The sequence below is a fragment of the Pseudomonas sp. FP2309 genome (genome assembly GCF_030687575.1).
In the GTDB taxonomy this organism is placed as follows: Bacteria; Pseudomonadota; Gammaproteobacteria; order Pseudomonadales; family Pseudomonadaceae; genus Aquipseudomonas.
The window spans coordinates 4742712-4761823 of sequence record NZ_CP117439.1 but is presented as its reverse complement, the minus strand read 5'-3'; the positions used below and the strand labels follow the sequence as shown (position 1 = coordinate 4761823).

16 protein-coding genes are annotated in these 19112 nt (G+C 60.5%); 2 read left to right on the top strand and 14 right to left on the bottom strand.

Annotation, left to right across the window (positions count from 1 at the left end):
• Positions 1-53: 53 nt before the first annotated feature.
• The 13 genes from PSH59_RS21895 to dksA form a co-directional block, all read right to left on the bottom strand.
• Entirely contained in the window at positions 54-1070 is a 1017-nt protein-coding gene (locus PSH59_RS21895) for a class I SAM-dependent rRNA methyltransferase (protein WP_305393654.1), read from the bottom strand.
• 55 nt (positions 1071-1125) lie between these two features.
• On the bottom strand, positions 1126-1995 hold the full coding sequence (locus PSH59_RS21890; RefSeq protein WP_248078251.1) for an oxygenase MpaB family protein: 870 nt from the start codon (positions 1993-1995) through the stop codon (positions 1126-1128).
• A 15-nt stretch (positions 1996-2010) separates the two neighbouring features.
• Complete coding sequence (acs, locus tag PSH59_RS21885; protein WP_305393653.1) at positions 2011-3948, bottom strand: acetate--CoA ligase; 1938 nt, start codon at positions 3946-3948, stop codon at positions 2011-2013.
• Between the two features lie 106 nt (positions 3949-4054).
• On the bottom strand, positions 4055-5719 hold the full coding sequence (pgi, locus tag PSH59_RS21880) for a glucose-6-phosphate isomerase (protein ID WP_248078249.1): 1665 nt from the start codon (positions 5717-5719) through the stop codon (positions 4055-4057).
• Positions 5720-5944: 225 nt separating this feature from the next.
• Positions 5945-6796, bottom strand: a complete 852-nt coding sequence (gene panC / locus PSH59_RS21875) for a pantoate--beta-alanine ligase (protein WP_248078247.1) — start codon at positions 6794-6796, stop codon at positions 5945-5947.
• Positions 6793-7593 (bottom strand): 3-methyl-2-oxobutanoate hydroxymethyltransferase, encoded by an 801-nt coding sequence (gene panB, locus PSH59_RS21870; RefSeq protein WP_305393652.1) that lies wholly within the window; start codon positions 7591-7593, stop codon positions 6793-6795. The genes panC and panB overlap by 4 nt, the downstream gene beginning before the upstream one ends.
• 214 nt (positions 7594-7807) lie before the next feature.
• A complete protein-coding gene (gene folK, locus PSH59_RS21865; RefSeq protein WP_305393651.1) occupies positions 7808-8305 on the bottom strand; it encodes a 2-amino-4-hydroxy-6-hydroxymethyldihydropteridine diphosphokinase in 498 nt (165 codons plus the stop codon).
• 2 nt (positions 8306-8307) lie between these two features.
• Entirely contained in the window at positions 8308-9714 is a 1407-nt protein-coding gene (locus tag PSH59_RS21860; RefSeq protein ID WP_248078241.1) for a polynucleotide adenylyltransferase PcnB, read from the bottom strand.
• Between the two features lie 695 nt (positions 9715-10409).
• Positions 10410-11849, bottom strand: coding sequence for a sigma-54 dependent transcriptional regulator (locus PSH59_RS21855; RefSeq protein ID WP_248078239.1), 1440 nt, complete (start codon positions 11847-11849; stop codon positions 10410-10412).
• Positions 11850-11871: 22 nt separating this feature from the next.
• Positions 11872-14826 (bottom strand): sensor histidine kinase, encoded by a 2955-nt coding sequence (locus tag PSH59_RS21850; RefSeq protein WP_248078237.1) that lies wholly within the window; start codon positions 14824-14826, stop codon positions 11872-11874.
• On the bottom strand, positions 14810-14986 hold the full coding sequence (locus tag PSH59_RS21845; RefSeq protein WP_003176118.1) for a hypothetical protein: 177 nt from the start codon (positions 14984-14986) through the stop codon (positions 14810-14812). The genes PSH59_RS21850 and PSH59_RS21845 overlap by 17 nt, the downstream gene beginning before the upstream one ends.
• Positions 14987-15048: 62 nt before the next feature.
• Positions 15049-15936: a tRNA glutamyl-Q(34) synthetase GluQRS gene (gluQRS, locus tag PSH59_RS21840; RefSeq protein ID WP_305393650.1), complete on the bottom strand. Its 888-nt coding sequence runs from the start codon at positions 15934-15936 to the stop codon at positions 15049-15051.
• A gap of 83 nt (positions 15937-16019) precedes the next feature.
• Positions 16020-16463: an RNA polymerase-binding protein DksA gene (gene dksA / locus PSH59_RS21835; protein ID WP_076965038.1), complete on the bottom strand. Its 444-nt coding sequence runs from the start codon at positions 16461-16463 to the stop codon at positions 16020-16022.
• Between the two features lie 318 nt (positions 16464-16781).
• Between dksA and PSH59_RS21830 the strand changes: the two genes are divergently transcribed.
• Together PSH59_RS21830 and sfsA are read left to right on the top strand one after the other, a co-directional pair.
• Positions 16782-17954, top strand: coding sequence for a pyridoxal phosphate-dependent aminotransferase (locus PSH59_RS21830; protein ID WP_305393649.1), 1173 nt, complete (start codon positions 16782-16784; stop codon positions 17952-17954).
• Positions 17954-18664 (top strand): DNA/RNA nuclease SfsA, encoded by a 711-nt coding sequence (gene sfsA, locus PSH59_RS21825; protein WP_248078230.1) that lies wholly within the window; start codon positions 17954-17956, stop codon positions 18662-18664. Before PSH59_RS21830 ends, sfsA begins: the two co-directional genes overlap by 1 nt.
• On the opposite strand, the gene PSH59_RS21820 is transcribed toward sfsA, so the two are convergent.
• Entirely contained in the window at positions 18661-18978 is a 318-nt protein-coding gene (locus PSH59_RS21820; RefSeq protein ID WP_305393648.1) for a Rieske (2Fe-2S) protein, read from the bottom strand. The two genes, sfsA and PSH59_RS21820, sit on opposite strands and share 4 nt — an antisense overlap.
• Between the last annotated feature and the right edge of the window lie 134 nt (positions 18979-19112).

The following is a 19112-nucleotide window of genomic DNA, read 5'->3' as shown; positions in this document are numbered from 1 at the left end:
TGGAGTATGGCACGGGTTTTCGGTTCCGAAGAACCGGGCCTATGGGACGTGTCCTACAACTGGAGTATCAGAGTTTTAAGCGGCGGCTGCTGATCCCGGGAAGGAAAGTCCGCGCCCGGCGTCATGATTTGCCAGTCACGCACCGGTCGTCCGGCCTTTTCCGCGCAGCGCAGCACCTGTTCGCGCCAATCATCCATGCTGACCTTTGCCAGGTTGTTGCAGCAGATCAGCACGCCATTGTCGGCAGTGGCGAGCAGGGCCGGCTTGAGCAGGCTCTGGTAGTCGCGCAGCAGGTCCACGGTGCCGAATGCGCTCTTGGCCCAGGCGGGAGGGTCGAGCAGCACCAGGTCATATTGGCGCTGTTCCAGGCGGGGATAGCTCGGCAGTTTCTGCCCGCGGCGCTGGGTGATCGGCAGGCCGGCCAATTGGCGGATCGCCGGAAAGTAATCCGATTGCACGAATTCCATAGTGGGCAAGTGCGGGTTGAGCTGGCCGTTCTCGCGCCCGACTGCCAGGTTGCCCTCGGCGAAGTCCAGGTTGCATACCTCGCGCGCGCCACCGGCGGCGGCGCTCAGGCCGACGCCGCAGGTGTAGGCGAACAGGTTCAGTACGCTCTTGCCGGCGCTGTGTGCCTTGACCCAGCCGCGGGTGTTGCGCAGATCGAGAAACAGCAACGGATCCTGCCCTGCATGGCGGCCGCGCACGCGGTAATTGAGCCCCCATTCGTGGCCGATCAGGTCTGCCAGCGCTGCCGCTTCGGCGTGGTACACCGTGTCATCACGATCGATGCGCGAGTTGCCCCGGGAGCGATCGTTGTACACCAACAGCAATTCCAGCCCCATGTACTGGTTGATCAGTTGATGCAGCTCCAGCAGCTCCGCAGTTTCCAAGCATTGATGGAAGCTTTGCACCAGCAGTTGCGGGCCGTAGCGGTCGATGGTCAAGCCACCGGCACCTTCCTGGCTGCCGTGGAACAGACGATAGCAATCGGTACCTTGGGCGTGCAGCTCGTTGATCAGGTCTTGGCGATGATCGAGGGCGGCGCGCAGCGCCTGATTCAAGGGAGACATGGAGCGCGCCTGGCTGTAAATGAGGGCGCGAAGTTTAACAGCTATGGCGCCGTGGCTACATCAACCCCATACGCCGGTGCGCGCGTTGTACCGAACCATTGCGCATTGCCCAGCGTAACAGCGGCGCGCTGCGCCTGACCCCGGCTCGGATCATCTGGCGCTGCAACGGGCTTTGGTGCTGATCGAGCATGGTGCTGGCCCAATCCGGCAGCAGGTCGATACCGGCCTGCATCATCAAGGCGCCGAACGGCTTGGCCAGGGTGCTGGGGGCGGGCGCATCGAGCAGCAGGCGCAGGACTTCGCGGCTGCGCTCGTCGCACAAGAGTTGTGGGCGGATGCGCGTCAGATAGTCAGAGATTTCCTGCCGTGAGCGCGGCACATTCCGCGCACCCAGGCGCTCCGCCACCAAGGCGATTTCGCTGTAGTAGCGGTCCTGGTCGAGACCCGAGAGGCTCGGGTTGCGATAGCGCAGGTGAGCGGCGAGAAAGTTGCTCACCTCGGCCACATGCACCCAGGTCAGCAGGTCCGGGTCGCTCGCTGCATAAGGCCGTCCATCCGGCGCATGGCCTACCACCTGCAGGTGAATGGTGCGCACTTTTTCGATCAGCCAGTCGGCGTCTTTGCGTGAGCCGAAGGTGGTGCCGGAAATGAACTGCGAAGTACGTCGCAAGCGCCCGAGCATGTCCTGGCGAAAGTTCGAATGGTCCCATACGCCGGCCAGGGCCAGCGGGTGCAAGGCTTGCAGCATCAGCGCGCTGATACCGCCGATGAGCATGCTGCTGAAGTCGCCATGGACTTGCCAACTGACCGAGTCCGGCCCGAACAGGCCGGGGTCGCCCTTGGGGTTTTCCAGGTCCAGTTGGCCCAGTGACAAGCCGGTGAGGCTCATCAACTGGGTTTCGATACGGCTGCGGATAAATTCCATGGCGACTCGGCGTTCCTAGCGGTTCAGGCGTTTGTCGATAAGGCCGTCCACCACGCTGGGGTCGGCGAGGGTGGAGGTGTCACCGAGGCTGTCCAGCTCGTTGCAGGCGATCTTGCGCAATATCCGTCGCATGATCTTGCCTGAGCGGGTTTTCGGCAAAGCGGGGGCCCATTGGATCAGTTCCGGCTTGGCAAAGCTGCCGATTTCCTTGCTGACCAATTCCAGCAGGTGTTTTTTCAGCGCATCACTGGGCTCCACGCCATTCATCGGCGTGATGAAGGCGTAGATGCCCTGGCCTTTGAGGTCATGGGGGTAACCCACCACGGCGGCTTCGGCCACTTGGTCATGCAGCACCAAAGCGCTTTCTACCTCGGCGGTGCCGATGCGGTGGCCGGACACGTTGATCACATCGTCGATACGCCCGGTGATCCAGTAGTCGCCGTCCTCGTCACGGCGCGCGCCGTCGCCGGTGAAGTAATAGCCGGGGTAGGGCTTGAAATAGGTGTCGATCATGCGCTGCGGGTCGCCATACACACTGCGGATCTGCCCCGGCCAGCTGGCTTTGATCGCCAGTACGCCGCTGCCGGCACCGGTGATGACCTTGCCTTGCTCATCCAGCAACACCGGTTGTACGCCAAACATCGGCTGCGTGGCGCAACCGGGTTTGATTCGTTGCGCGCTGACCAGTGGGCTGAGCATGATGCCGCCGGTCTCGGTCTGCCACCAGGTATCCACAATCGGGCAACGCTGCTCGCCCACGGCGTTGAAATACCAGTCCCACGCCTCCGGGTTGATCGGTTCGCCCACGCTGCCGAGCAGGCGCAGGCTGGCGCGCGAGGTGCTCTCCAGTGGGCCATGACCTTCACGCATCAACGCGCGCAAGGCGGTGGGTGCGGTGTAGAAGATATTCACCTGATGTTTGTCGATCACCTGCCAGAAGCGCGAGCTGTCGGGGTAGCTCGGCACCCCCTCGAACATCAGCGAGGTGGCGCCATTGGCCAGTGGCCCATACACGATATAGCTATGGCCGGTGACCCAGCCCACATCGGCAGTGCACCAGAACACCTCGCCGTCGCGGTAGTCGAGCACGTACTTGAACGTCATGGCGGCTTGCAGCAGGTAGCCGCCGGTGGTATGCAGCACGCCCTTGGGTTTGCCGGTGCTGCCGGAGGTATACAGGATAAACAGTGGGTCTTCGGCGTCCATCGGTTCAGGCGGGCAGTCGTCGCTCGCTGAATCCATGGCCTCCTGATACTTGAGGTCGCGGCCTTCGCGCCAATTGACCTTTGCACCGGTTCGCTGCACGACCAATACGGTGCTGACATTCGGGCAACTAGCCAGCGCTTTATCCACATTCTGTTTCAGCGCCACCGGCTTACCGCCACGCACCCCTTCATCGGCGGTGATCACGGTGCGGCAGTCGGCATCGAGAATGCGGTCGCGCAGGGCGTCCGGTGAAAAACCGCCAAACACCACCGAGTGCACCGCGCCGATCCGCGTGCAGGCCAACATGGCGTAGGCCGCTTCCGGGATCATTGGCATGTAGATACACACGCGATCGCCTTTATTTACGCCACGGCTTTTAAGCACGTTGGCCAGGCGGCTGACGTTTTGGTGAAGTTGGCGGTAGGTGATTTTGGAGGATTTTGTCGGATCATCGCCCTCCCAGATGAAGGCCGTTTGATCGGCGCGTTGCGCCAGGTGACGGTCGATGCAGTTGTAGCTGACGTTCAGTTGGCCACCGGCAAACCATTGGGCGGCGCCGCTGTGGATATCTGACTGCTGTACGGTATGCCACGGTGTGATCCAGTCCAGAAAGTCCTTGGCCTGCTCAGCCCAAAAGGTATCCGGCTGTTCGATGGATTGGCGATAGAGGCGCTGGTAGTCCTCCTGGCTGAGTTGCGCTGCCCGGCGGACGGCATCGGCGGTGGGAAACGTGCTGATATCGAACATGAGCGATCCTTATTCTTGTTTTGGCGACAAGTTGTAAAGATGCACCCTGTGTGGAGAGGGTTCAAGGCCAACGTCCAAACGAACGTTGGCCTTGGAAGTACCTGTATCAGCCGCGGTGACGACCGCGGAAGTAGTTGATCAGGCCCTGTGTGGAAGCGTCTTCGGCCAAGGTTTCTTCGGCGCCGGTCAGGCGGTTGTAGACGCCTTTGCCGAGCTCTTTGCCCAGTTCAACACCCCATTGGTCGAAGGCGTTGATGCCCCAGATCACGCTCTGTACGAACACCTTGTGTTCATACATCGCCACCAGTGCGCCCAAACGACGTGGGCTGATGCGCTCTACCACCAGGGTGTTGCTCGGACGGTTGCCCGGGATCACTTTGTGCGGGGCGAGTTTCTGTACCTCGTCCTCCGAAATGCCCTTGTCGCGCAGTTCGGCTTCGGCTTCGCTGCGGGTCTTGCCGAGCATCAGTGCCTGGCTCTGGGACAGGCAGTTGGCGTACAGCCACTGATGGTGGTCGGACACGGGGTTGAAGCTGACGATCGGCACAATGAAGTCGGCCGGAATCAGCTGGGTCCCCTGGTGCAGCAACTGGTGGTAGGCATGTTGACCGTTGCAACCGACGCCGCCCCAGATCACGGGACCGGTGTCGGTGGACACCGGTTTTCCGTCCTGACGCACGCTCTTGCCGTTGGACTCCATGTCCAACTGTTGCAAGTGCTTGGTGATGTTACGCAGGTAGTGGTCGTACGGCAGAATCGCATGGCTCTGCGCACCCCAGAAGTTGCCGTACCACACGCCCAGCAGGCCCAGCAGCACAGGCATGTTTTGCTCGAACGGCGCGTTCTGGAAATGCTGGTCCATGGTGTACGCGCCCGACAGCAGTTCCTTGAAGTTGGACATGCCGATGGCCAGGGCGATTGGCAAGCCGATTGCCGACCACAGCGAGTAACGACCGCCCACCCAGTCCCACATCGGGAAGATGTTCTCTTCGCGGATGCCGAAGGCCACAGCTGCCGCGTTGTTGCTCGATACGGCGATAAAGTGGCGGTACAGCTCGGCTTCCGAGCCCCCCTGGGCCAGGTACCAGGCGCGGGCTGCCTGGGCGTTTTTCAGGGTTTCCAGAGTGTTGAAGGATTTCGACGAGACGATAAACAGCGTGGTTTCGGCGCGCAGCTTCATGGTCAGCTCATGGAACTCGCTGCCGTCGATGTTCGCCAGGTAGTGGCAGCGCACGCCTTTATGGGCGTAGGACAACAGAGCCTCGGACACCAGCTCCGGGCCGAGGAAGGAGCCACCGATACCAATGTTCACCACGTCGGTGATCGGTTTTTCGGTGTAGCCACGCCACAGGCCGTCGTGGATGCGGCCGACCAGATCGGTGATCTGGTTCAGCACCTTGTGCACGTCCGGCATGATATTCACGCCGTTGACCGACAGCTTGTCGCCCACCGGGCGGCGCAGGGCGGTGTGCAGCGCAGGGCGGCCTTCGGACGAGTTGACCGGTTCGCCGGCGTACAGCGAATTGATCGCGTCTTTGAGGCCGACTTCCTCTGCCAGCGCCACCAGCAAGTCACGGGTTTCGCCGGTGATCAGGTTTTTTGAGTAATCGAGGAAAAGTCCGCAGCTGCTCAAGGTGAATTGGGAAAAACGCTGAGGATCGGCATTGAACGCTTCGCGCATGCTGAAATCCTGCATGGCTTGGCGGTGTTGGTTGAGCGCTTGCCAGGCAGGCAGAGCGGTAACGTCATGAGGAGTGCGGTAGTACGCCATCGCTGCGGGTTTCCTTTTTATTACTGGGACTGCCTTTAGGACACTTCAAAGCCCGGAACATCCAGTCTTATTGCAAGGATCGGGTTCCAGACAGCGCTAACCATAGCGCCGGGCGATTACATTAAACCTAGCGTGTCGATATGTCTTGGCTTTGTCTGCGCTGTGGCCGGTACTTTTTTATACCGGCACAGCGATCAGGGCAACAGACGGGGTGTTTGGAGGGGGTCAGTCGAGGGTCAGGTGCAGGTTGTCGATGAGGCGAGTGGTGCCTAGAAACGCGGCCACCAGAATCACAATGTCCTGATCCTCAGGCATAGCGGGGCGCAGGTGCACGCCCTGGCGCACTTCCAGGTAGTCCAGGCGCAAACCGGCGGCTTCGATCTGCTGTACCTGCTCGGCGCGCAGTGCGGCGAAGTCGTGGTTGCCGCTTTTGATGGCGGCGGCAATCTGGCTGAGGCTACGGAACAGCACCGGCGCGATCGCACGCTGTTCTTCGTTGAGGAAACCGTTGCGCGAAGACAGCGCCAGGCCGTCTTCTGCGCGCACGGTAGGCTCGCCGATGATCTGGATCGGCATGTTCAAGTCACGGACCATGGCACGGATCACAGCCAGTTGCTGGTAGTCCTTCTGGCCGAACACCGCGATGTCGGGCTGGACCATGTTGAACAGCTTGCTCACCACCGTGGCTACACCTTCGAAGTGCCCCGGACGGCTTGCGCCGCACAGGCCTTCGGATAATTGCGGAACGCTGACGCGAGTCTGGCCGGTCATACCGCCGGGGTACATCTCCTCCACGGTCGGTGCGAACAGTAAGTTGCAGCCGGCCTGCAGGAGCTTTTCCTGATCGGCAGCGAGGGTGCGCGGATATTTGTCCAAGTCTTCGCCAGCGCCAAATTGCAACGGGTTGACGAAGATGCTCGCGACCACAAAATCGGCCTGCTGCACCGCCTTGCTCACCAGCGTGGCATGGCCGCTGTGCAGGTTGCCCATGGTGGGCACGAAGCCGATGCGTTTGCCGGCCTTGCGGGCGTGGGCCACGGCTGCGCGCAGTTCGCGTACGGTTTTTACGGTGTTCATGCAGAAAACCCGTGTTCGGCGCCCGGGAAGGTCACCGCTTTGACTTCGGCGACGTAGGCGCTCAGTGCGGCGTGGATGCTGTCCTGGCCAGTCATGAAGTTTTTCACGAACTTGGGCACGCGGCCGGTGATCGACAGACCGAGCATGTCGTGCAGCACCAGTACCTGGCCGTCGGTGGCCGAGCCGGCGCCAATGCCGATCACTGGCACTTTAACGGCCTGGGTGATCTCGGCAGCCAGCTCGCTGGGCACGCATTCGAGCAGGATCATCGCCACGCCTGCTTGCTCCAGAGCGATGGCATCGGCACGCATCTGGCGCGCCTGGGCTTCGTTGCGGCCTTGTACCTTATAGCCGCCGAGGATGTTCACCGACTGTGGCGTCAGGCCCATGTGTGCACATACGGGCACGCCGCGCTCCGCCAGCAGGCGAATCGATTCGGCAAGCCAGACGGCGCCTTCGACTTTGATCATGTGTGCGCCGGCGCGCATCAGCTTGCCGGCGTTCTGGAAGGTCTGCTCGACAGTGGCGTAATCCATGAACGGCAGGTCGGCGATGATGAACGCGCCGTCATTACCGCGCTTGACGCTGGCGGTGTGGTAGGCGAGCTCATCGGTGGTCACGGGCAGGGTGCTGTCATTCCCTTGAAGAACCATGCCCAGGGAGTCGCCTACCAGCAACACTTCAACCCCGGCCTGGCAACTGGCGTGGGCGAAGGTGGCGTCATAGCAGGTCAGCATGGTGATTTTTTCACCTTTGAGCTTGAGGCTCTGCAAGGTGGTCAGGGTAATGTCTGGCATCAAAAGGGTCCTCGTTCAGGCGCTTGGAAACAGCGAGTAACGCGCGTGAGTCTTCGTTTATACAGGCGCACTGTCTTGAGAGCAGTGCTTATAAGGCCTGGATTGCGCCCTTTAGCGCCGGGTTGGCGGCAGCGGGACGCCTATAGTCGTGAGGAGGACACGGGAAGTCAATTGGATGTGTTACCGCATTGTTACGAGGCCGGTGTTACCGCTGTTACTGATGCGATTCAGCAGGGGAGAGGCGTTCCAGGCCGACAAACGGGCGGGCCTCGAGCAGGGCGTTCAGCCGTTGCCCGTCAGGCAGTTGCAGGGTGGCGGGAGCGAGTTCGGCCAGGGGATACAGTACAAACGCCCGCAGGTGCATCTGGTAGTGCGGCACCTTGAGGCGCGGCTCGTCGATCAGGCGATCGCCAAACAGCAGAATGTCCAGGTCGAGCGTGCGTGGGCCCCAGCGTTCAAGGCGTTCGCGGCCCTGGTCGTTTTCGATGGCTTGCAGCGCATCGAGTAACTCGAGTGGCGCCAGGTTGCTGTCCAGCGCGGCAACCGCATTGGTGTAGCGCGGTTGGCCTGGGAGCAGGGAGTCACTTTGATAGAACGCCGACACGCCGGCGACGCGGGTGTCAGGTAACTGCGCCATTGCCTGGACGGCGTTGCGCAGTTGTTGGTCCGGGGCAGCCAGGTTGCTGCCCATGCCGATGTAGATACGTTCCACGTTTATTCGCCTGCGGCGCCCGAGGCATCGGCGGCGCTGCGTTTGCGCTTGCTGCCGCTGCTGCGACGACGCTTCTTCGGCCCACTACCTTCGCCATCACCTTTGCTGCCCAGCTCGCGAATCATCTCGCGGCGTTCGCTGTCATTGGCGTCCTGATAGTCGGTCCACCATTCGCCCAAGCCGTCGGTCTGCTCGCCAGCGCTTTCACGCAGGAGCAGGAAGTCATAGCCGGCGCGGAAACGCGGGTTGTCCAGCAGCAGGTCAGCGCGTTTGCCGCTGCGGCGTGGCAGGCGCTCCTGCATGTCCCAGATTTCGCGGATCGGCATGGTAAAGCGCTTTGGAATCGCGATGCGCTGGCACTGTTCGGCGATCAGTTCGTGCGCTGCTTCCTGCATGGCCGGGATCGGCGGCATGCCGCGGTCTTGCAGGCGCAGTACGCGTTTTGGCAGGGCCGGCCACAACAAGGCGGCAAACAGGAACGCCGGGGTGACCGGTTTGTTCTGCTTGATGCGCAAGTCGGTATTGATCAACGCTTCGCTGATCAACGTGTGGGTATAGGTGGGGTTGTGCTCCAGGGCTTCGGCGCTGGCCGGGAACAGCGGGTCGAACAACTGCAGGTCGACGAGCATCTCGAAGGTGTCGGCGGCATAGCCCGACAGGAACAGCTTGAGCACTTCTTCGAAGAGGCGCGCCGAAGGAATTTCCCGCAGCATGGGCGCCAGTTCGCGGATCGGCGCAGCAGTGTGCTTTTCGATGCCGAAGTTGAGCTTGGCGGCAAAGCGCACGGCCCGCAGCATACGTACCGGGTCTTCCTGGTAGCGCTGGGTTGGGTCGCCGATCAGGCGGATCAGGTTGTTGCGGATGTCGTGCACGCCGTTGGCGTAATCGAGGATGCGCTCGCTGACCGGGTCGTAATACAAGGCGTTGATGGTGAAGTCGCGGCGTTGCGCGTCTTCTTCCAGGGTGCCATAGACGTTGTCACGCAGAATGCGCCCGCTCTCGTTGCGGGAAGACTGATTAGTGTCTTCCTCTTCATCGTTTTGCGGGTGGCCGGCACGGAACGTTGCCACTTCGATGATTTCGCGACCAAAGTGGATATGCACCAGCTTGAAGCGACGGCCGATGATGCGCGCATTGCGGAACTCGGCACGCACCTGCTCTGGCGTGGCACTGGTGGCGACGTCGAAATCCTTGGGCGTGATATTGAGCAGCATGTCGCGTACGCACCCGCCCACCAGATAAGCCTGGTAGCCGGCGTTCTGCAAACGTTCGACGATATTCACCGCATAACGGCTGAATTGAGCGCGTTGCAGCGAATGTTGGCTGCTGTTGAGCACTTCAGGCGTGCTGCGTTTGTGTTGCGTACGACGCAAGGGAGAACGGAATGACTGGAACAACTTCTTCAGCATGGGATGCACTGTTTGAAGGAATGTTCGGCCATAACGAAGAATGACCGGATGATGGGCGGGGATTCTAGCATTTAGTCAGGGGATGGTGTAGGAACAAGCTTCGGCCTTGCGCCATAAGCCTTAAAACGCCAAATCACAGAAACTACAAGGGGAGCCGAAGCTCCCCCAGAAGTAGTTGCGTGCTCTATTTTTATTATTGGTTTCGGGCTTCTTGTTTTTGTCGATCGCCCTCGTCATGGAGTTTTACCTTCATGACACTCCCAATCGGGAGTAAAGAGCAAACGGATTGCTTTGGTCGCTGTGTTGCTGATCTACGATCCAACCAGTTCAGGCTCTGCCTTAGGGCAGTTTTTGTTGTTCTCGGCCTGGTTGCGGGGCAAGCCCCAAATGCAACGCCTCTCCAAAAGAATCAGTTAGCTGCGCCTCCGCCGTGTTGTTTTTGTTATGCGTGAGTCGATTCGTCTTATTTTTATTGTTTGTACAAAGCTTGTTATTGTTTTTGTACTAAGCATATAGCAGGGTGCGTGCCAACTTTTGCGCCGTCCAGCAAAACCGGGGGTTTGAGGTGGTTTCGGGTTTTTGACGGAGCAAAAAAAGCCGGGGCTTCGTTACCGTAAGCCCCGGCTTTTGTTACGCAAAAAATCAGCGGTAACAGTTTTTTCACATCAATGGGTGTTACCTGTGGGGGCGCCCCCTCAGCTTTCGCTGGCCACGCCGGTCTTGCGACGCGGGATGCCCAGGCGCTGGCGACGCTCCCACAGGCATTTGCGGCTCACGCCGAGTTTGCGTGCCAGCTCGGTCTCGGTCATATGGTCCTGATGCTCAAGGACGAAATGCTGGAAGTAGTCTTCCAGTGACAAATCTTCCGTTGGCTCATGGCTGGTATTGCTGGCACCGCCCTGCTGCGGGGACAGGCCGATGAAATCGTCATCCTCCAGATCACTGAGTTCGATATCGATGCCCAGCAGTTCGGCGGAAATTTCCGGGCTCTCCGACAGAATCACCGCACGCTCGACCGCATTTTCCAGCTCCCGCACGTTACCCGGCCACGAGTAATGCCGGATGGCCTGTTCGGCGTCCGGGGCAAACTTCAGGTCGGTACGGTTGATGCGCGCACTCTGGCGCAGCAGGAATGCGCTGGCGATCTCGTTGACGTCGGCGCCACGTTCGCGCAAGGCCGGCAGTTTGAGGGCGATCACGTGCAGGCGGTAATACAAGTCTTCACGGAACTGGCCGATCTTGGCCAGGCTCTTGAGGTCACGGTGAGTCGCCGCGATCAGGCGCACATCGACCTTCTGCGATTGCACTGAGCCCACACGGCGAATTTCACCTTCCTGCAGGACCCGCAGCAAGCGCGCTTGTGCTTCCAGTGGCAACTCGCCGATTTCATCGAGGAACAGCGTGCCGCCGTCCGCCGCCTCCACCAGGCCCGCCCGTCCGGCGCTGGCGCCGGTAAATGCACCTTTCTCGTGCCCGAACAGTTCGGACTCGATCAGCGATTCGGGGATTGCCGCGCAGTTCACCGAGATCATCGGCGCCTTGGCACGTTTTGACAGGTTGTGCAGCGCACGTGCCACCAATTCTTTACCGGTGCCCGACTCGCCTTGGATCAGTACGTTGGAGTCGGTAGGCGCCACTTTGCGGATCTTGCTGTACAGGTCCTGCATCGGCGGGCAGGACCCGATGATGCCGATCTCGCCGTTGCTGTTGTCGGTGCCCGGTTTGTCCGCACCGGTGGCTGCTTTTCCGGCCGGGCGCTGTTCGGCCGGTGCGCTGCTGGCCGACTGACGGTCGCGCAGGATGCGGGCCACGGCCTGAAGCATTTCATCGTGGTCGAAAGGCTTGGCAATGTAGTCCACCGCGCCCATCTTCATTGAATCCACCGCCGAACGCAGGCTGGCGTAGCTGGTCATGATCAGCACGGGCGTGCCCTGGCCAAGCTTGATCAACTCGGTGCCGGGCGCGCCGGGCAGGCGCAGGTCACTGACAATCAGGTCGAACGTGGGAATGCTGAAACGCTCTTGTGCTTCCTGCACCGAGCCGGCTTCGCTGACTTGGTACTGATTACGTTCAAGCAGGCGACGCAAGGCAGAGCGGATAATGGTTTCGTCTTCGACGATCAAAATGTGCGGCATTGATTCAATTCTCTCGACGGTCTCAGTTCACAGCGGACGTCGCTTCGACATGACGCGGCAAGGTCACCCGAATACGGGTGCCGCGTTGGCTTTCAATGTCAGCCGGGCTGTCGATGGTGATTTGTCCATAATGCTCTTCAACGATGGAATAGACCAGTGCAAGGCCCAGACCGGTACCTTCACCTGGGTCCTTGGTGGTGAAGAAGGGTTCGAACAATCGGTCCATGATGTTCTGTGGAATGCCGCTGCCTTCGTCTTCCACGATCAGATCGACCGTGTGCTCGAAAGCCTCGCTCTTGACCCTTACTGCGCCACCGGCCGGTGTTGCATCGCGGGCGTTGGACAGCAAGTTGATCAACACCTGGGCCAGGCGTTGTGAGTCGCCGTCGACCCAATGGTCCGGGTCGCACAAATTAAAGAACTGTACTTCGAAATTGCGCCGGTTCAAGGCCAGCAGCCCAATGGCATCCTGGGCCACTTCGGCCAGGCACACCGCCTCGTCCTGATTCTGATGGGCGCCGGCATGGGCAAAGCTCATCAGCGACTGCACGATGCGCGACACCCGTTTGGTCTGCTCGAGGATTTGCCCGCTGATTTCGATGATTTCGCTATCTTCTTCGCGCTCTTCGCGCAGGTTTTGCGCCAGGCAGGCGATGCCGGTGATCGGGTTGCCGATCTCGTGGGCCACCCCTGCCGCCAGTCGACCAATGCTGGCCAGGCGTTCGGAGTGCACCAGCTTGTCTTCGAGCATCTGGGTTTCGGTGAGGTCTTCGACCAGCAACACCAGGCCGCTGTTACCCGGCGCCAGGGGCTCGTCGATCGCGGCTTTGTGCAGGTTGAGCCAGCGGGTTTGGCCATCGAGGGCCAGGTGCTGCTTGTGCAAATGCTCGTCGGGCACATTGATAAAGCCTTGCAGCAATTCCTTCCACGGCTCGCCCAGTGTGTTCAAGCGCGAACCCACGACCCGCTGCGCGGCGATGCCGGTGAGTTCTTCCATGGCCTTGTTCCACATCAGGATCTCTTGATCCTTGGCCAATGAGCACACGCCCATCGGCAGTTCCTGCAGGGTCTGGCGATGGTAGCGGCGCAGTGCATCGAGTTCGGCGGCAAGTCCGGTGAGGCGTGAGTGGTAATCCTCCAGCCGGCTCTCGATAAAGTGGATGTCTTCGGTGACGTAGTTTTCACCGCCGGCTTTGTAGGGCAGGAAGGTTTCCACCATGTCCTGGGACACGCTGGGGCCCATCAGGCCGGACAAGTTGGCTTCGATGCGGTCCCGCAAACGGCGCAGTGCATAGGGGCGGCGCTCGTCAAACGGCAGGTACAGATCGCGCAACGCCTGTTCGACCTCCTTTTGCGCCGCCTTGGCGCCCAGCGGCTTGGCCAATTGCGTGGCGAACTCCTGGGGCGACGCCGCGTGCAATTCGCGGCGCTGCGGGCGGCGTACGTTATCCACAGCGCAGGCCTCGGCGGCGCTGGTTTCTTCAGGGCTGGCGTTGGTAAACAGCGAGATCAGGGTGAACATCAGCACGTTGGCGGCCAACGACGCAATCGCCGCCATGTGCCAACTGGTGTCGTCCAGCACGTAGATCATATTCAGCAGTGGGATGTAAAAGCCCTGCAGGTTGCCGACCAGCGGCAACAGCATGGTCACGACCCAGACCAGAATCCCTGCGAGCAGACCGGCGATAAACCCACGACGATTGGCGGTCGGCCAGTACAGCACCGACAACACACCCGGCAAGAACTGCAAGGTGGCGACGAACGCAACGATGCCGAGGTTGGCCAGGTCCTGGCCCGCGCCCAGCAGCAGGTAGAAGCCGTAGCCAGCCATGATGATCGCAACGATCAGCGCACGGCGTGTCCACTTCAGCCAGCGGTAGATATTGCCTTCGGCGGGCGGCTGGTACAGCGGCAGCACCAAGTGATTGAGCGCCATGCCCGACAGCGCCAGCGTTGTGACGATAATCAGTCCACTGGCCGCCGATAAACCGCCGACGTAGGCGAGCAGCGCCAGGGCCGGGCTATTGGCGGCAATGCCGATGCCGAGGGTGAAATATTCGGGGTTGGTGGTGGCGCCCAGCTTAAGGCCGGCCCACAGGATCAGCGGCACCGCCAGGCTCATCAGCAGCAGGAACAGCGGCAGGCCCCAGCTGGCGCTGACCAATGAGCGAGGGTTGAGGTTTTCGGTAAAGGTCATGTGATACATGTGCGGCATCACGATCGCCGAGGCGAAGAACACCAGCAGCAACGTACGCCAAGGGCCTTCCTGTAACGGTGTGTGCAGGGCGGCGAGGGCGGTCTGATTCTGCAACAGCCACAGTTCCAACTGTTGCGGGCCATCGAAGACGCCGTAGAGCGCATAGAGACCGACGCCACCAATGGCGATCAGCTTGATCACCGACTCAAAGGCAATCGCAAACACCAGGCCTTCGTGTTTCTCGCGGGTGGCGATATGGCGTGAACCGAAGAAAATTGTAAACAGGCTGATCAACGCGCAGAAGGCCAGGGCCACCACATGTTGCACGGGTTCACGGGTGAGGATGCTGATGGAGTCCGCTACCGCCTGGATTTGCAGGGCCAGCAACGGCAATACGCCAATCAGCATGAACACCGTTGTCAGCGCGCCGGCCCAGGTGCTGCGAAAACGGAAAGCAAACAGGTCTGCCAGGGACGACAGCTGGTAGGTACGGGTGATCTTCAGGATCGGGTACAGCAACACCGGCGCCAGCAAAAACGCGCCGGATACGCCGAGGTAGCTGGAGAGAAAGCCATAACCGTACTGATAGGCCAGGCCCACCGTGCCATAAAATGCCCAGGCGCTGGCGTAGACGCCGAGGGACAGCGTGTAGGTCAATGGATGGCGAATGATCGCCCGCGGAATCATTCCGCGCTCACTGATCCAGGCCACACCGAACAACGCGGCCAGGTAGGCGGCGCTGATCAGCAGCATCTGGGTGAGGCTAAAGCTCATCGGCATCTTTTTGGCTCTGCAGGATGAAAGTCACGACGATCAGGATCAGCCACAGCAGATAGGGCCGATACCAGGCGCCCGTGGCGTCGATCCACCAATCCATGATGGCGGGAGAAAACAGGTAGATCCCGACGACCAGCAGCAGGACCAATCGATAGATGTACATGTTGGCCTCTGATTAAAAAACTGCGGCGATGGTAACGGATGCTTGGCAAGCTGCAAGCGCCTTCAGCTCAATTGCGCTTCGGCCAGTGTCAGTGTGCGTGGGATCAGGGTGGCATCCCAGTGCTGGATGCCCCAATCGAGCAGTTCCCGTGGGCTGGCGTGAAGCAGCTCAACACCAGGTTTCTGGCCAAGGGCGCGCAGGGCTCTGACGAGCAACGGTGTGGCCTGGTCTGTCGCCAGTGGCGGCGAACGGTAGGACTTGCCCAGTTTGTTGCCGTCCGGCTGGACGATCAGCGGTACATGCAGGTAGCGCGGTTGGCGCAAGCCCAGCAGCTCCTGCAAGTACAGTTGGCGCGGGGTTGAATCCAGCAGATCGGCGCCGCGCACGATATCGGTCACACCTTGCCAGGCATCGTCGAGTACCACCGCCAATTGATAGGCATAAAGGCCGTCACGGCGACGGATGACGAAATCGCCGACGTCGCGGCCAAGGTGTTGCCGGAATTCACCCTGTACGCGGTCGCTGAAGTGGTATTCCAGTTCCGGCACTCGCAAACGGATGGCGGCGTCCTGCTGGTCGTGACCGGCATTTCGGCACAGGCCGGGGTAAATCCCGTTGTAGAGTTCCAGTTGTTTGCGTGAGCAGGTGCAGGCGTACGCCAGGCCGTGGTTGAACAGGTCATTGAGTACTTTGGCGTAGGCATCATGCCGCTCGCTTTGTCGGACCAGTTCACCGTCCCATTCAAAACCGTAGCTTTCCAGGGCGTGGAGGATCGCAGCCTGGGCGCCGGGCTCTTCGCGGGGAGGGTCGAGGTCTTCCATGCGCATCAGCCAGCGACCGTGGTGGGCGCGGGCGTCAAGGTAGGAGGCGAGGGCGGCGACCAGCGAGCCGAAGTGCAAATGGCCGCTGGGCGTAGGGGCGAAACGCCCGATATAGGTAGAGGCTGTCATGGGCCGGATACTACTGGAAAACCGCCGAATGCCAGAAACAAAAATGGGGCGTTCGCACGCCCCATTCGTTCAGCTCGGCAGGATTATTTGCCGACCTGCTTTTCCTTGATTTCTGCCAGGTTCTTGCAGTCCACACACATATCGGCGGTAGGACGAGCTTCCAGGCGGCGAATGCCAATTTCAATGCCGCAGGACTCGCACCAGCCGTATTCTTCGTCCTTGATCAGTTGCAGTGTCTTGTCGATTTTCTTGATCAGCTTGCGCTCGCGATCACGGGCGCGCAGTTCGAGGGCGAACTCTTCTTCCTGGCTGGCACGGTCGGCCGGGTCCGGGAAGTTGGCGGCTTCGTCCTTCATATGGTCAACGGTACGGTCAACCTCTTGCATCAAGTCCTGTTTCCACTTGTTCAGGATCTTGGTGAAGTGCTCGCGCATGGGCTCGCCCATGTACTCCTCGCCCTTTTTTTCCACGTAGGGTTCGAAGCCGCCGAGGCCTTGAGTCTGCTGTTGCTTTGCTTGGGTGGACATGAATAGACCGCCTCTCACTCTTCTAATCCATTGCGCAGGATTGCAACGTCACCGACACCTGCCGGCCCTGCGGCTGCAAGCGGGCGAACTTACCAGATAGATTCGGGGTGCGCCACTCCCGGTTGTCGAGCCTGTCGCGCCGGGGTTGCAAACTGCCGCAGCCCGTCGTGACTGGGTATGTCGCGGCCCGAATGTCAATTTTAGTCGTTTTGCGCGTGCTTGCCCGGACCGCAAAGGCCGCCGGGCAGGCAATAGAACATGTTTTACCGCCAGGGTTCGGTAGAATCCGGATTTTGTCCTCACCGTTAAGGAAGGCTAATGGCCCAGCCCTACAGTGCGCGCAGTCGCGCCATCGAACCTTTTCATGTCATGGCGTTGCTGGCGCGAGCCAATGAGCTGCAGGCGGCCGGCCATGATGTCATTCATCTGGAGATCGGCGAGCCGGACTTCACCACCGCCGAGCCGATTATCCAAGCCGGCCAGGCGGCCCTTGCCAATGGCAAAACGCGTTACACCGCGGCCCGTGGGCTGCCCGAGTTGCGTGAGGCGATCAGTGGCTTCTACCAGCAGCGCTACGGGCTGAGCGTTGATCCTGAGCGCATTTTGGTCACGCCCGGTGGCTCCGGCGCTCTGTTGCTGGCCAGTAGCCTGTTGGTCGATCCGGGAAAACACTGGTTGTTGGCGGACCCCGGCTACCCATGCAACCGACATTTCCTGCGTTTGGTAGAGGGCGCCGCACAACTGGTGCCGGTCGGCCCGGATGTGCGCTATCAACTGACCGCTGATCTGGTGGCCAAGCACTGGAATCAGGACAGTGTGGGGGCATTGGTTGCCTCGCCCGCCAACCCTACCGGCACGATTCTTACGCGGAACGAATTGGCCCAGCTCAGCGCTGCAATCCAGGCGCGTAACGGCCACTTGGTGGTGGATGAGATCTACCACGGCCTCACCTACGGCACCGATGCGGCCAGCGTGCTGGAAGTCGACGACGACGCGTTTGTCCTAAATAGTTTTTCGAAGTATTTCGGCATGACCGGTTGGCGCCTTGGCTGGCTGGTAGCACCGCCGGCGGCAGTCGGTGAGCTGGAAAAATTGGCACAAAACCTCTACATCAGTGCCCCCAGCATGGCCCAATATGCGGCGCTGGCCTGTTTCAGCCCGCAAACCCTAAGCATCCTGGAAGAGCGCCGCGCCGAATTTGGCCGCCGTCGCGACTTCCTGCTGCCGGCCTTGCGCGAGCTGGGCTTTGGCATTGCCGTAGAGCCGGAAGGTGCCTTTTATCTGTATGCCAACATCAGCTCGTTCGGCGGCGATGCCTTCGCGTTCTGTCGTCATTTCCTCGAGACGGAACACGTCGCCTTCACGCCTGGCCTGGATTTTGGTCGCCATCAAGCCGGCCACCATGTGCGTTTCGCCTACACGCAGAATCTTGATCGGCTACAGGAAGCGGTAGAACGTATCGCCCGTGGCTTGCGGAGTTGGCAAGGCTGATGCGTTTTTATCCTCCCCTTGAAGAAGGTCGGCTCATTCGCCGTTATAAGCGCTTTCTCACTGATATCGAGTCCGTTACCGGCGAGTTGCTGACTATTCACTGCCCCAATACTGGCTCGATGCTCAATTGCATGGTCGAAGGCGGGCAAGTCTGGTTCAGTCGTTCCAACGACCCCAAACGCAAGCTGCCCGGCACCTGGGAAATTGCCGAGACGCCTCAGGGGCGTTTGGCGTGCGTGAATACGGCGCGCGCCAATCAGTTGGTTGAAGAGGCGTTGCGCGCGGGTGTGATAACCGAGCTAAACGGTTTCACTGCGTTAAAGCGCGAAGTGGCTTACGGTCAGGAAAAAAGCCGCATCGACTTTCGGCTGGAGTACCCCGCCGGCGCGGCGTATGTGGAAGTCAAAAGTGTCACCCTCGGTTTTGACGACAGCAGGGTTGCCGCTTTCCCTGATGCGGTGACGCAGCGTGGCGCCAAGCATCTGCGGGAGCTGGCGCATCTGGCGCGTGACGGTGTGCGCGCAGTGCAGTTGTATTGCGTCAACCTGTCGGGCATTGATGCGGTGCGTCCGGCAGTGGAAATCGATGCGGCCTACGCTGCCGCACTGGGCGAGGCCAAGGCGGCCGGTGTGGAGGTGTTGGCGTACGGCGTGCGTGTGACGCCTGAGGAAGTGTGTGTGGATCGCCGCCTCGACGTGTTGCTCGATTAGATGTCCACCCACAAGCCTTGTTCGTCTTCGCGACCGCGTAGGGCTTTGAGGCTTTTGCCTGCGCACGGCCCGGCGATGCATTCGCCATTTTCGATCAGAAACAGGGCACCGTGCGTGGCGCATTGGATCAGGCTGGCGCTGTCATCAAGGAACTGGTCAGGTTGCCATTCCAGCGGGATGCCGCGATGGGGGCAGCGGTTGATATAGAAGTAGGCAATGCCGTCCCGTCGCACTGCCAGGAGCCGGGAGCCGTTGATATCAAAGCCAACGCTGCTGTTGGGGGCGAGGGCGTGAGAGGCGCAGAGAAACTTCATTTCAATCCTTAAGTACCTTGACGTTCAAATGCAAACAATTATCAAATGCCGGCTTCGCCCGCTAGCTGGCTGCGTGCTCGTTTCGATGCCTGATAGGGGGTTCCTGTCACGTCCGTGAGCACCCGAAGGCCCCG

Coding starts and splice junctions, on each gene's coding strand:
- PSH59_RS21850 (WP_248078237.1), bottom strand. CDS start 14,826: ATGCCGATGAGCTTTAGCCTCACCCAGATGCTGCTGATCAGCGCCGCC.
- gluQRS (WP_305393650.1), bottom strand. CDS start 15,936: ATGACAGCCTCTACCTATATCGGGCGTTTCGCCCCTACGCCCAGCGGC.
- PSH59_RS21890 (WP_248078251.1), bottom strand. CDS start 1,995: ATGGAATTTATCCGCAGCCGTATCGAAACCCAGTTGATGAGCCTCACC.
- PSH59_RS21820 (WP_305393648.1), bottom strand. CDS start 18,978: ATGAAGTTTCTCTGCGCCTCTCACGCCCTCGCCCCCAACAGCAGCGTT.
- sfsA (WP_248078230.1), top strand. CDS start 17,954: ATGCGTTTTTATCCTCCCCTTGAAGAAGGTCGGCTCATTCGCCGTTAT.
- PSH59_RS21895 (WP_305393654.1), bottom strand. CDS start 1,070: ATGTCTCCCTTGAATCAGGCGCTGCGCGCCGCCCTCGATCATCGCCAA.
- acs (WP_305393653.1), bottom strand. CDS start 3,948: ATGTTCGATATCAGCACGTTTCCCACCGCCGATGCCGTCCGCCGGGCA.
- PSH59_RS21860 (WP_248078241.1), bottom strand. CDS start 9,714: ATGCTGAAGAAGTTGTTCCAGTCATTCCGTTCTCCCTTGCGTCGTACG.
- PSH59_RS21830 (WP_305393649.1), top strand. CDS start 16,782: ATGGCCCAGCCCTACAGTGCGCGCAGTCGCGCCATCGAACCTTTTCAT.
- dksA (WP_076965038.1), bottom strand. CDS start 16,463: ATGTCCACCCAAGCAAAGCAACAGCAGACTCAAGGCCTCGGCGGCTTC.
- PSH59_RS21845 (WP_003176118.1), bottom strand. CDS start 14,986: ATGTACATCTATCGATTGGTCCTGCTGCTGGTCGTCGGGATCTACCTG.
- panC (WP_248078247.1), bottom strand. CDS start 6,796: ATGAACACCGTAAAAACCGTACGCGAACTGCGCGCAGCCGTGGCCCAC.
- pgi (WP_248078249.1), bottom strand. CDS start 5,719: ATGGCGTACTACCGCACTCCTCATGACGTTACCGCTCTGCCTGCCTGG.
- panB (WP_305393652.1), bottom strand. CDS start 7,593: ATGCCAGACATTACCCTGACCACCTTGCAGAGCCTCAAGCTCAAAGGT.
- PSH59_RS21855 (WP_248078239.1), bottom strand. CDS start 11,849: ATGCCGCACATTTTGATCGTCGAAGACGAAACCATTATCCGCTCTGCC.